This is a genomic window from Proteus genomosp. 4 str. ATCC 51469 (assembly GCF_003144375.1).
GTDB lineage: Bacteria > Pseudomonadota > Gammaproteobacteria > Enterobacterales > Enterobacteriaceae > Proteus.
In genome coordinates this window covers 321,428-335,342 of sequence record NZ_PENV01000003.1, presented here as the reverse complement: position 1 = coordinate 335,342, position 13,915 = coordinate 321,428, and the positions used below count along the sequence as shown (strand labels likewise).

The following is a 13,915-nucleotide window of genomic DNA, read 5'->3' as shown; positions in this document are numbered from 1 at the left end:
TGATAGAAAACCATTGCCTTCGAGATAAAAATTAATCACATTTAGTTTAAAATCAAGAGAATATTTAGCCATAGAAAAACACCCCAAAGTTGGTGTCCAACTTTTGGGGTGCAGTTCATTTTTATGTGGGGTTTCTTTTTGCTCAAGCACCGAAAAAGAATTAAATATTGAGAGCTAATTCTGTTCCTTGTCTAATAGCACGTTTTGCATCTAATGCGCTGGCATCTTTAGCACCGCCGATAAGATGGACTTTTGTATGGCTATTTTCTAAAGAAGTAAGCAAAGGATGATAAGCGCGTTGCCCTGTACATAATATAATGTTATCGGCCACAAGAAGTTGTTGTTTTCCATCTTGTTCAATAACAAGACCTTCTGGCGTAATTTTTTGATAATGGCAATGTGTTAAGAATTTAACGCCTTTTTTCTCTAATGTTAGTCGATGTATCCAACCAGTTGTTTTACCTAAATTCAATCCTATCTTTCCAGCTTTACGTTGAGTCATAATAATTTGTTTATTATCATCTTTTAAGTGATTTTCAGGTTTTATACCGCCACGATATGAAAGCGTTGGATCAATGCCCCATTCTTTGTTAAAAGCACAGGGGCTTAGGCTACTGCATTGCCCTTTTTGTGTAAGATAGAGACCGGTATCAAAGCCAATACCTCCGCTACCAATAATCACTACGTTTTTACCTACAGGTTGATGGTGCTTTAAAACATCCAAATAAGTTTTAACAATCGTATTATCTCGGCCTTCTATATCAGGAAGGTGCGGTGTTACACCACTGGCCAAAACAATCTCATCAAAGTGTTTAAGATGATGAGGAGTGGCTTCAGTATTATTTTTAACAATCACACCAGTGAGTTCTAACTGCCGTTTAAAGTAACGTAAGGTTTCCTTAAATTCTTCTTTTCCGGGAATTTGGCTAGCAATATTCAACTGCCCACCAATAACATCTTCTTTTTCAAAGAGTGTTACATGGTGACCACGTTTAGCCGCTGTTATAGCAAAAGATAATCCCGCAGGCCCCGCGCCAACAACTGCGAGTTTTTTAGGTTGTTGGGTTGGAATAACCAGAAGTTCGGTTTCTCGACAAGCCAAAGGATTGACTAAGCAAGATGCTGTTTGCCCTGAAAATATTTCATCAAGACACGCTTGATTGCAAGCAATACAGGTATTAATTTCATCTTCACGTCCTAGTTGTGCTTTTAGAACGAACTCAGGATCTGCAAGAAAAGGGCGTGCCATTGAAACCATGTCGGCACAGCCTTCCGCTAAAATAGCTTCTGCAGTTTGTGGTGTGTTAATGCGGTTTGATGTAATAAGAGGAATATTTACTTTGCCCATTAATTCGCGTGTTACATTTGCAAATTGGCCTCTTGGCACCATCGTCGCTATCGTTGGAATTCGAGCTTCATGCCAGCCAATCCCTGTATTGATCATTGTGGCACCCGCTTTTTCAACTGCTTTGGCAAGATAAACAACCTCTGATGCATCTGAACCATTTTTAATTAAATCCAGCATAGAAAGGCGATAAATAATAATAAATTGCTCACCAACGGCTTTTTTTATTCCTTTAAGAATACGTAAAGCGAAGCGACAACGATTTTCAATGTTACCACCCCATTGATCGTCTCGCTGATTCGTATGTCTGACTAAAAACTGATTAATTAAATAGCCTTCAGATCCCATTATCTCAACACCATCATAGCCTGCCTTTTGAGCTAATTGAGCGCAGTGAATGTAGTCATCAATAGTTTGTTCGATTTGTTCATGACTCATTTCTTTTGGCATAAAAGGGGTTATTGGTGATTGAATAGCAGAAGGCGCTACCAAATTAGGTTGGTAACTATAGCGACCAGTATGCAAGATCTGTAAAGCAATTTTACCACCTTGCTGATGAACGGCATCAGTAACCAATTGATGCGGTGCAAGCTGGGAGTCAGACATTAATGTTGCGGCGTGCGGCAATAATACACCTTGCTTATTAGGTGATATCCCGCCTGTGACAATAAGTGCAACGCCTGCGGCGGCTCTTTGTGCATAAAATTGTGCAAGCTTTGGGGCATCTTTAGGATCTTCTTCAAGACCAGTATGCATAGAGCCCATTAATATTCGGTTTTTTAGTACAGTAAACCCTAAATCAAGGGGAGAAAATAGATGAGAATAATGTGCCATCAGATACCCTTTTTAGACTGGTCAGATGAGATATCTATAGCATAACGAGAAGTGAGTGATTAAGAGTTCATTATGTTAACAAGTTGTGATCTTAATCATGGAAAAGGTGAATAGCACGTTATAAAGCAATAATAATCTAAGTGATTACTTAATGAGAACAAATAGTGATAATAAAAATCACACTCATTCATAATATTTCATCATATAATGTAGTGTACCTATTAATATGTATTAAAAACACACATCACTATTTTGAATTTGGAGACGTTATGATTAATAAATTTAATCAACTTGTTGACTGTTCTGACTTAGGTAAACTTGTATTACGTGTTTCTCTTGGGGTTTTAATGTTATTACATGGGCTTCATAAGATGGAACCAGGTGGATTAGCTGGTATTCAAGGAATGTTAGCTAATTTTAATCTACCTGCTTTTATTGCCTATGGTACGGTGATTGGGGAAGTTGTTGCGCCTATCTTATTGATTATCGGTCTATTTACTCGTGCGTCGGCACTTGTTTTAGCAGGTACAATGTTTGTTGCTGTCTTAATGGTTCACTCTGGTGATTTATTTGCATTAAATCCTAAAACAGGGGGATGGGCACCAGAAAGTGCAGGTTTCTATCTATTCGCTGCGATTGCTGTGATGTTTTTAGGTAGTGGTCGTTTTGCAGTTAAAAAAGATTAATAAATTTAATAGTCAATAAATTTGAATTTAATTGCTGTAACTTGATTAAAATTGATGAACAAACGCCCAGATCTCACGCTATATGCAGACTCGATCTGGGCGTTTTATTTTAAGCAACTTTATGGCTTATCGGTTTAAACCTAAGTCATGTTTATTTTTGAGTTGCTGGCGTTAACTTAAAGACCTTTTCATTTTCACCTAACCATTGGCGAGCTACTTGGTTTATGTCGTTAACACTTAATGTTTTTATAATGGCAGGATCAGTGAGTAAGCGCTGATACTGTTGGTCATCAGTTGCAACTTGAGCAAGCGCCTCTGTCCAATAACTTGCACTGTCATTTACCTGTGAATTTTCAGTTAGCCAGATATTTTTAGCCTCTTGTAACTCTTTCTCTGTAATACCTGATTGCTTAACTTCATTCACGACTTTACGAGCAAGGGCGATTAATTCATCTGCACGCTCAGGTGATGCCGTAAAGTTTAAACGACCGGTATAGTAGCTTGTAGGTACTTTCGTTAACATTTCAGAGAACCCAAGTGAATAAATTCCGCCTGCTCTTTCACGTAGGTTGAGTCTTAAACGTTGGCTGATCACTGTATCCAGTAAATTTAGCGCAAGTACTTGTTGTTGTGACCATTGAGCTGGCGCTGCATATTGAATGCTAATCATACTCTTATCACTGCTTGCGATAGGGTATGTTTTGCTAAATGAAGTCAGTTTTGGATTAATGGCAGGATCTGCCCAGAATAGACGCTGTTCAGAGCGTGTCGGGAGACTTGCAACCCAGCGTTCAATCAAAGGTTTTACCTGATTAACATTGACAGGACCACTGATAACTAATGTCATATCAGCCGGTTGTCCTAAGATCATTTGGTTTGTTTGCTGTAATTGTTGAGCAGTAAACTGTTTCCAAGCACCTTGCGGAGAAACCACTAAGCGTTCGCCATTTTGATAGCTTTCTTTATTGATATTATCCAAGAAAGTACGTTCAACAGGTGTTTTTGAAATACCTAATGCCATGGCTTGTTTTTGTTGCTCTAATTTCTCACCGTTAAACTGTGGAGAGGTAATTTTTAGATGCATTAAGGTTAGTAAGGTTTCTAGTTCATCAATTGGTGCTTCGCCACGGAAACCATGGAATAATAGTTCACTATAAGGGCGCAAACTAATTTGGTGTTGTTTGGTAAATAACGCTAATTCACGCGCATTATAATTACCATATCCGCTTACTTCGGGTAATTTCAACGCCCATTGAACCATGCCTAAGCTTTGATTTGTTTCAAGTGATGAACCACCAGGAATACGCAGTGAAACTTGGATATTATCTTTGAGATAACTGTCATTTTTCACAATTACTTTTACGTTATTGCTCAGAGTCCACTGTTGCGTTTTTTCAATAGGGAGTGATTGCGTTGAAACAATTGAACCTGTGAGTTCAGGTTTAATATCTAATACAACGGCTTGTGTTTTTAGGGTAAATGCGCCTGGATTTGACTGTCTAATTTCTTGCCAACGTTGTGTTGCTTTAGTTGCATTAAATAAATTAGCATCATTATCAGGACCAATCACAGCAACTCGTGGTGATGACTGTTTTAGATATTGAGAAAAATAAGCTGACAATGTTTCAGGAGTCACTTTATTGATTAATTGATAGCTTAAATTTAGTGCCTGTTTTTTAGTTTGAATTGGCATATCCAATTCAATGGCTGTTGTGATTTGGTTGGCTAAATAATCGTGCTCGTAACGCTCTTCACCCGCAGCTTGTTGGCTTAGGCGTTTTAGCATTGCGTTACGGGCATTATCTAGCTCTTCTTGAGTCACTGGAACAGAAGCTAGGCGTTGAACTTCTGTAAATAAGATATCTAATGCACCTTGATAATCGTTGCCTTTAGGGTGCGCAATCATCAATTGTTGTGAACGACGAGAGTCTAGCATTGCGCCTTGTGCATTAGCGCTAATAGAAGCCATTAAGCCATTATCAACGATAGTTGAGAAACGTTGATTTAAAATTGATAGCCATAATGAATCCATTAAATCTTCATATTGGCCTTGTCGACTGTTTAAAGGTGCTGGCAAAGTACGTTGCAAGGTGAATTGTAAAATACGTGAACCTTGTTCTTTATCGAAAATTGTTTTAACCAGTAGATCTTTATGGTCGATAAAATTGTGCCAAGAAGGATCATCAATTCCTTTGTTTTCGCTATTTTTAGCGTTAAACAGTTGTTTGATATCGGCAATGGCATCACCTTGATTAAAGTTACCAACCAGTACTAATGCCATTCTTTCTGGTTGATACCAAGTATCGTAATAGCGTTTTGCATCTTTCACGTCACCATGCTTAACGATTTCTAAATCGCCAATAGGATCACGATCAAGATAACGGCTACCGTAATAACGTAATTCTTCTAACTGGCGGTTAATACGAAAACCGATACCTTGGCGTAAACGCCACTCTTCAACAATAACAGGACGCTCTTTATCAAACTCGATAGGGTCAAATGTCATTTCAAATGCCCAGTCAGATAAGATCTTTAATCCCGTTTTAATCTGGATCGGGTTTGCATTCGGCAATGACAGTTTATAAGTCGTCGCATTTAAACTTGTCGCGGCATTAACATGACTACCTAATTTCATGCCTAGGCTTTCAAGTTGTTTAAAGCCCGTTGTTCCCGGAAAATGAGTTGTACCTTTAAATGCCATATGTTCAGTAAAGTGTGAAAAACCAAGCTGTTTTTCATCTTCTTGAACCGAACCACTTTTTACCAATAGACGCATTTCAACACCTGTTTGTGGGCGTTGCAGTAAGTAGACGTCTAAACCATTATCTAGGGTAAAATGGCGGACATCAGGACGCAGTAATAGCGTACTTTTGTCATTTTGATTAGGAGTGCTTGCCGCACACCCTAAAAGTGAAAGACTGACTGAAATAATCAGTAATTTACGATACATATTCGGTAACTCCAGCAGGTTGAGAGGAGGACACGGTAGGGGCTTTGAGTGAAATCACATTATCTGCAATCACATGTGTAAAGCGCTGGTGGCTGACTAAGGCAATACCTGCGGTTGGCAGATGTTGTTTTAGTAACTGCAACATGTTTAATGCATTTTGCTCATCAAGTGCAGAAGTGGTTTCATCTAATAAAATAAGCTCAGGTTTATTGAGTAATAAACGGGCAAAAATAAGGCGTTGTTGCTCACCACCTGATAGGCGTGTTGTCCAATCAGTTTCTAGTGAAAGTTGATTTTTTATTTTGTCTAAGCCCACTAAATGAAGTACTTCTTCGTACTCTTTGGCGGAGAACTGATTAGGCTGACAAGGATAAGCGAGCAAACTGTCTAAACGTGCAAAAGGCAGATACATACGTTGTGGGACCCAACATACATTTGGCGAGCGTTGAATATCCCCTTTGAAATAAGGCCAATGTCCACTTAATGCTCTAAGTAGTGTTGATTTTCCTAAGCCAGAACAACCTTCAATAACGGTTAACTCACCTGCTTTTACAGAGAAGTTAATATCTTGGATTAACAGGCTGTCATCTTGCATAAACAGAGAAAGATTGGCCTTCAATTTAGTCTGTTTATTATTTAAATCTGTGACTTCTGGCTCATGATCATGCTCTAAAAGTACCACGAAGTTATAAAGACGAGTCACTGTTGCTTGCCATGCAGCAATCTCTTTATAAGAGAAAATAAACCAGCTTAATGCACCAGCAACACTAGAGAAGGCTTGTCTTAATTGCATTAATCCCCCTAGCATTAATTCGCCAGCAAGGAATTTAGGTAAGGCAAAAATAATCGGTGCCATTGCAGTGGCTTGTTGATAGCCGACAGTGAAGAATGCAAGGTTTCTTTCGTAGCGGATAAGATTGTTCCAGTTACGAATAACCCCTAAAAAACGCCCCATTAATTCATTGCGATCACTGATTTCGCCACGTTGACCTGCAATCGCATCGCCATGTTGTTTTCGGGTGATGAGCGCAGTACGGTAATCAGCTTCTTTGCGTTGCTTATCCATATTAATCTTACGCAAGGGTGAGCCAATAAACTGCGTAATGGTGATCCCGATAATGGTATAGATAATACAAGCCCAGAACATATACCCTGGAATTGTCCACTCGCTACCTCCTAATGTGAAAGAGATAGCGCCAGACAGTGACCAAAGAATGGTAGCAAAAGAGATAAGCGTGAGTAACGAGTGCAAAAATGTCACGGTTAAACGCATTGTTGATTCAATCAGTAAACGAATATCTTCTGCAATACGCTGATCCGGGTTATCAGGCTCTTGAGAAGTCAGTCTTAACATGTAGTGTTTACTGTTTTTTGATAACCAGCGATCGAGCACTTGTTCAGTCATGCCTTCACGCCAGCGAATAACCATTTTTTGGCGTAAGAAATCGCCCATTACTACGACTGTAATTAATCCTGCAATAATAATGACAAATTGTTGAAGTAGCTTGTAGAGAGCTTGTCCATCAAGTTGTTGTAATGCGTTATAGAAACTACCATTCCATTCATTCATTTTGACGTTAAACCAAACGGATGACAGGGTTAAGGTCAAAGAGACAATCAATAGAAACCAGCAGTAAAGGGCGGCACGCCGCCCCCAAAAAGGTGAAACTAAATAGAAAAATTGTTTTATTGTTTTCATTGCTTATTGGTCATGTTTTTATTGTGTATCGACTTGGTTGCTCACATTAACTTCGTCAATTTATTAATAGTCGTAGCTGACTTGTAACCAGAACTGACGACCTGGTTCATACGATTTGTAATCTTTATCTTGATAAGTGAAGTAGTCAGTTACATTTTTAGTGTTAAGGACGTTATTCACTTCAACAGAGATACCTACGCCATAAGCAAATTCAGGTTTCCAACCCAATTTGGTATCCCAAGAAAAACGACTGCTGTAATTACGTTTTTTGTATTCGAATAATGGGCCATATTCACTTGGTCTTGGGGAGCCATTATTGGCTTTCTCCGCTTGTGAACGAGCGCCATTCCATTGAAGACGGTTATACCAAGTCAAATCCAAATCATCCCAAACACTGGTAAGTTCAGCGGTAACTTTTAATGGTGAGTTAAAATTGCCAGAAGGTAAGTCTTTGGCATTGATGATTTTTCCGTCATACCATACTTTGTCGTAGTTCATCCCTTGTGCACTAGGATCGAAGTTGGCATAACCAGAGTCTTTAGGCGTATTTGTTTTACTTTTTTGCCAGCTAATAGAGGCATTAAAAACATGATCGGCGTGTGCTAGTTCCCAAGGCTGACTGTTTTTCACAGAAAGCGTTAAGGTATCGTGAGTACTGCGTCCATTATTATTAAAATGGCGAATTCTTATTTTATCTTTGTCATTTGGATATTTTGTATCACTACGAACTTCATCACGACCTTCACGATGAACGTATTGTAAACGCCAAGTGGTTGATGCAATTTCTTGTTGCAAGCCTAGTGTTAGTTCATCGTTATAAGGTGTTTTCAGTGAATCAACACCTTCAAAGTCGGTACGGTTTTCCCAATCGCTTGGATTATCGTTATCACAAGAGAAGTAGCAGTGCTGTAAGCCTGCGTTCTGTGCCCCATAAAGCGCATAAGTCAGCATTGAACGGCCATAGTAACGGTTTACGCCACCAATAATTAAGGTATTACCAGTGCCCCAAATATCATAAGTTCCGCTTAAACGTGGAGAGATATTATTTTTTTGAACAAAATCATCTCTATCTAAACGAATACCTGGACGCAGAGTTAAGCGCTTATATTGGAGATTATCGTCAACATAAATTGCGTAGTTGGTATATGAAGCATCATGTGTACCGGCTAAGAAACGGGTTGTTTGTTGTAATGAACCCATCCACTCATCGCCCCATGTAGAGCCAGTATAGGTGTGGTTGTAATAGGTTTTGTCTCGAACATAAGAGCCTTTAGTACGGCTAATTTCAAACCCTGTTGTTGGCTGGTGGCTAACTGAGCCCCATTCAATTGGGTTAAATCGCATGATACTTTTGGCATTGTAGGTTTCTTGTTTGCTTTTCAAATCGCCTTGACCACCACTGCTTATCTGCTGTGGGTTTTGCCAATCGGTATAGTCTTTTATGGTGACGAAGTAGTCTTGATCATTAGAACGTTTATCTTCAAGGTTTTGATAACCCGCAGTTAATTCTAATGAACCAAGATCAAGTTGATGCTTATAGAGTGCAGTAAAACTTAAACCATTATGCTCATTATCATAGCCTGAGTTATAGACTGAACCTGAGAATAAATAGCTTTTGTATCGTGCGATATTTGTTGATAAATCAAAGGTTTGTTTTTCTGAAATATCCCACGAATATTTAATGAAATAGTTATCGGAAGTACGGGTTTGGTCACGATAGTGTGGCGTTTGTTCAACTTGTTCTAACTGGCCATCTGGCGTAAGGATAATTCCACCCTCTGCACTAATCATCATCGGAATGGTTGATTCACGACGTGATGCAGAGAAAATTAGCCCCGTATTGTCAGTTAGACTCGTTTCAAACCAACCACCAAAGTTTTGTTTATCATATTTTTTCTGGAAACGAGCAGGGTTACTAAAATCATTATTAGCTGTATCAAAATTCAGCTTTGGATCAGTAAAAATATTGTTCCAGCTTGAGCGCGTTGTGCGGTAATAGGCATTGGCATGAGTTTCGCCTGACCAGCGACGGCTTTGTACTTCGACAGTCCCGCCAGTAAAACCACCAAACTCAACAGGAATGTTGTTATCATAAACCGCGACGCTATCAATTAAGCGACTATCAAGATACATACCTTGCTCATCACTACTAATACGAGTGTTGGTTTCTCCATTACCTGAGTTTGCTGGGTCAAAGTCATTATTAAAACTGACACCATCAAGTTTATAGGAGTTTTGATAACTGCTAGAGCCATGAATAGAAATACGTGAAGGTTTAATTTCACCCTGATTCATTGATGTGCTGTCATTATTGGAAAATTGAACAGCAGGGTTACTTTTCAGTAAGTCAGTTACGTTTCCATCACCAGTATTACGCTGTTTTATCTCTTCTGCGGTGATATATTGTGGCGCGGAAATGACATCGGTAGCTGGGTGATAACTGCTACCGACACCCGTGACTTTGACTTCAGGAATGACAATCGCGTTAGTCGTGGCGAGAGGACGAATAACAAATCCACTTCCTTGTGGAATAATTTCTAAACCACTACCAATTAAGACTTTTTGTAATGCAGTTTGTGTTTCAAATTGACCTGAAAGTGCTGGAGCACGCAGGTTTTTAACTGAATTTGCATCAAATAAAATTTGTACTTGCCCTTGTTTTGCAATGGCACTCAATGAATCAGCCAAAGACTGTTCTGGTAAAGCCACAGAAACGGTAGATGCATAAGCACAAGGTGCAGCAATAGTGGTACTTATTAGCAACGCTAGCAGAGACCTCTTAAGGGTCCCTTTTTTGTTATTCATTTTCATTTCACCAATCCCATTCACTAACTTAATAATTGTTGTTACTAGGGAAGAGGGTGAAATGAGAATTATCCTCACCTGTAAAAAAGAATATTTTTCATATTTCTTTTTACTTATTGATAATTAACGCATTATTTTTATCGGTAAAAACAACATTAACCGGCAATATAAGTGGAATTGCGGTAATAAAGTCTTTGGCATCATTAATGTTAGCGATCCCTGAGACTTTCATTTTGGCAATTTCGGGTGAGGAAATTTGAATATTGATATCAAGATAAGGTTTGAGTTTGGTTATTACTTCATTCAATGGGCGTTCAAAGAAATGCAGTTGACCAAAACGCCAACTTCCCACGGAATCAATATTGACCGAAGAAATAACAAAACTGTCACTTGTTAATTTGCTGGTGGCTTGAGAGCCTGCATACAAATATGTAGGAGAGGATTTAGGAGTTGCTTTAACCTCAACGATACCTTCATGAACAGCAACGTTAATTTGGTTGTCATTATAGCGGCTGACTTCAAATTCAGTGCCGACAACTTTAATTAATCGGGTATCTGCATGAACATAAAAAGGGCGATAAGGATTTGATTTGACCTTGAAATAGGCTTGCCCTTTATCTAACCATAGCTGTCTTTCTTCTTGTACATAAGCGACTCTGACTTGCGTGTTCCTGTCTAAATAGACTTTAGAGCCATCGGCTAAGGTCATCTCTTTCGGTAAGTCACTGGTTGCAAGCGTCATATTATCCATCAGTAATGCGGGTAAATGACTATAAGGGAGATATAAAACAGTGAGTAGACAAAAAGTTGCGGTAGTGTGGATAGCGGGGCGCCAAAGAGAACGCTTTTTCTTTTCAACAGTGGTTATTGTTGGTCGTGATAATGTATCACATTGGCGCCAAATACCCGCAATGTCTTGATATGCTTGCCGATTTATATCATTTTCAATCCATTCTTTAAATTCTTGGCGTTGTTTTGGAGTCATTCTTTGGCTATGTTGTCGGGTGAACCAAAGAGCTGCTTGCTCATCAATAGAGTCATTGAGTAATTCATCATCATTTTCTAAAAAAAGATGATCTGCTCCCTCATCTGTGTGAGGTTTAGTTTCCGGTATGTTTTTTTCCGGCTTACTCATCATTCGTGCATTTCTCCTGTCCTGCATCGACATATCTTTTGCAATGTAATAGGGCAGCCGCAATATGTTTTTCCACCATGCTGATTGAGATTTCCATTTGCTCTGCAATTTCGCTTTGTGATAATCCATCAAAACGATAAAGAACAAATGCTTCTCGACGGCGTGGAGGTAATGTTTCAATTGCTTCGCTAAGTAGATCTAAACGCTGTTGATGCTCAAGGACATATCCCGGATCAAGCTCCGTGGTATAACTTTGAGCTGCGTCATCTAGTTCACAATCATCCTGATAGATATCTTTTTGCTTTTGATTTTTTCTCCAATGGTCAATCAAAACGTGGTTCGCTATTTTGAACAAAAAAGCACGCTGTTCTTGTACAGGTGTTTGTTCTTTTCTGTTTAGCCATAGTGTAAACACATCTTGAGACAAATCATCTGCGTCATGGTAATTACCCGTACGTTTGTGGAAAAAACGCACAAGTTGTCCATAGGTTGATTGATAGGCACAACTAATTTTTTGTGCCAATGATTTATCGCTAGCCATAATCTCTGGTGTCTAAAAAAGAGTGAAATAATAAGCTCTTACTGCTTCTCATGCGAACAAGTTATGATAATTATCAAGCTAATTTTTTATTGTATTATTAATAATAAGCAATATCATTTGTGTTTATATTATGCCTATAATTCACAAGAAAGAAAATCAGAGGCAAGAATTATGAGTAGTATGTCGGCGACTTTTTCACGCCGTGGTTCATTTTCTATTGGTGGATTAACCGCCAGTATTTTATTTCATGCAACGTTAGTTGTTGTTGCTATTGGCTGGATAACCTCTAAAGATGAACGCCATGGCGTTTTACCACCTGCGATGACAATGGATCTCGGTATCTATCAATTAGCACAGGCAGAAACAAAAGAAGTTCCTGTTGGACCTGAGAAAGTGATGTCTGTTCCTGAGCCAGCAGAGACAGAACCTGAGCCTGTGAAAGAAGTATTGGATTTACCTAAAATGCCAGTAGTAGCACAAGGCACTTATGAGCGTATTCCTGAAAAGCCGAAAGTAAAACCGGTAGTGAAGCCAAAACCCGTTGCGGTGAAAGTACCTGATGATCTTCCTGTCTCAGAAGCTCCATCGGAGGTAACAAGCGCGCCTATTTCTGGCTCTAATACAAGCAGTAGTGCTCAATTTAATAGTTTATCTTCCTCTTCTGTAAGTGGGCAAATGGGATGGGAAAGTTTGATACATAGTCATATTGAGATGTATAAACGTTATCCAAGAACAGCAATACGTTTTAAAGCGACAGGCGTGACACAAGTTTCTATTGTGCTAAATGCAAAAGGTGAGTTGTTAGATGCGAAAGTGGAAACATCATCAGGTAATCGCATTCTTGATAGAGAAGCGTTAAATACGATTAAACGCGCTTCGCCATTTCCCGCACCTGAAAGCTATCGTTTAGAAAATGGTAATATTTCGTTTACTGCGCCTTTAACGTTTGAGTATAAGCAAGAGAGTTAAGTTATTATTTATAATTATTTATTACATATTAAAATAAATAATTTTAAAAAACAGAAACTAAAAAACCACCGTAAGGTGGTTTTTTAGTTTTAATCTTTGTGTTCGTCGGCATCGCAATTTTTCAGCGTCGCGGGGAAGATTGCCGCCTCTTTTATTCCCACCAACGAAATAAGAGTATCATAGTGAAAATATGACAGCAATATAATTATCTAATAGAGTTTTTGTATGATAAAATATCATCATCAACCTCATCAATATATAATGCATTGCTTTCATGGCTATACATATACATTTCTTTTAATATCAATAAGTCATTTTTTAAAGAATATAACTCTGATTCTAAATTTTTATTTGTTTTTCTTAATTCTTCAATTTCTATATATAATTTATTTTTTGATATTGATGATAGTAGCCCTTTATCTAATAATTTTTTATCTCCACGACAAAGTGAAGCTCGATAATCCTCATTTCTATAATATTGATTGTATCCTTTTAATTTAAATAAAGGAGGAAGTATTCGCGTAACACAAACAGTTTGGATCATATCACATAAAGCATAAGTTTCTTTTTGAAACATTTCTTGGAGATAGCCAAATATTTATAAGAATATTATTCTCAGATAGAGTTTGAATTTTTGAACTTTTTATTTCCCATCGGTGTTCTTTTCTACCTATAAATGATTTTGTGATAAAAATAGGATAGAAATTTTCTTTATCAATATTATCTCTAAATAGTGGAGTGATGATTTTGTTTATACCATTTAGAATAACATGACCTAATAATATTTCAGATTGATAATTATAAAATTCAAAATAATTAATTCTTATCATAATATAATCCGTTAAGTAATGGTGAGGTATATCTGTGTTTTCGGGATTATTTTAGATTAATGAGAATTTATTTTTTCTATTTTAAACTTTAAATATATTTATTAAATTTCAAGCTAATTAA

General features: G+C 38.1%; 9 protein-coding genes. 2 read left to right on the top strand and 7 right to left on the bottom strand.

Annotation, left to right across the window (positions count from 1 at the left end; translation table 11 throughout):
- Positions 1 to 160: 160 nt before the first annotated feature.
- A complete protein-coding gene (locus DK866_RS05750) occupies positions 161 to 2,179 on the bottom strand; it encodes an FAD-dependent oxidoreductase (RefSeq protein WP_109408081.1) in 2,019 nt (672 codons plus the stop codon).
- Positions 2,180 to 2,448: 269 nt separating this feature from the next.
- Between DK866_RS05750 and DK866_RS05745 the strand changes: the two genes are divergently transcribed.
- Positions 2,449 to 2,865: a DoxX family protein gene (locus tag DK866_RS05745; protein ID WP_075671373.1), complete on the top strand. Its 417-nt coding sequence runs from the start codon at positions 2,449 to 2,451 to the stop codon at positions 2,863 to 2,865.
- A 151-nt stretch (positions 2,866 to 3,016) separates the two neighbouring features.
- On the opposite strand, the gene DK866_RS05740 is transcribed toward DK866_RS05745, so the two are convergent.
- The 5 genes from DK866_RS05740 to DK866_RS05720 form a co-directional block, all read right to left on the bottom strand.
- Positions 3,017 to 5,815: a M16 family metallopeptidase gene (locus tag DK866_RS05740; protein ID WP_109408080.1), complete on the bottom strand. Its 2,799-nt coding sequence runs from the start codon at positions 5,813 to 5,815 to the stop codon at positions 3,017 to 3,019.
- Positions 5,805 to 7,514, bottom strand: coding sequence for an ABC transporter ATP-binding protein/permease (locus DK866_RS05735; protein WP_109408079.1), 1,710 nt, complete (start codon positions 7,512 to 7,514; stop codon positions 5,805 to 5,807). The genes DK866_RS05740 and DK866_RS05735 overlap by 11 nt, the downstream gene beginning before the upstream one ends.
- 63 nt (positions 7,515 to 7,577) lie before the next feature.
- Positions 7,578 to 10,325 (bottom strand): TonB-dependent receptor, encoded by a 2,748-nt coding sequence (locus DK866_RS05730; protein WP_109408078.1) that lies wholly within the window; start codon positions 10,323 to 10,325, stop codon positions 7,578 to 7,580.
- A gap of 103 nt (positions 10,326 to 10,428) precedes the next feature.
- Positions 10,429 to 11,457 carry a FecR family protein gene (locus DK866_RS05725; protein WP_244179653.1) on the bottom strand — a complete coding sequence of 343 codons (1,029 nt, stop codon included), beginning with the start codon at positions 11,455 to 11,457 and terminating at the stop codon, positions 10,429 to 10,431.
- Entirely contained in the window at positions 11,447 to 11,995 is a 549-nt protein-coding gene (locus DK866_RS05720) for an RNA polymerase sigma factor (RefSeq protein WP_099074135.1), read from the bottom strand. Before DK866_RS05720 ends, DK866_RS05725 begins: the two co-directional genes overlap by 11 nt.
- Positions 11,996 to 12,166: 171 nt before the next feature.
- Here DK866_RS05720 and DK866_RS05715 point away from each other — a divergent pair, with 171 nt between their 5' ends.
- Positions 12,167 to 12,964: an energy transducer TonB gene (locus DK866_RS05715; RefSeq protein WP_109408077.1), complete on the top strand. Its 798-nt coding sequence runs from the start codon at positions 12,167 to 12,169 to the stop codon at positions 12,962 to 12,964.
- Positions 12,965 to 13,169: 205 nt separating this feature from the next.
- Here DK866_RS05715 and DK866_RS05710 read toward each other — a convergent pair whose 3' ends face one another.
- Positions 13,170 to 13,541 (bottom strand): hypothetical protein, encoded by a 372-nt coding sequence (locus DK866_RS05710; protein WP_109408076.1) that lies wholly within the window; start codon positions 13,539 to 13,541, stop codon positions 13,170 to 13,172.
- Positions 13,542 to 13,915: the final 374 nt, after the last annotated feature.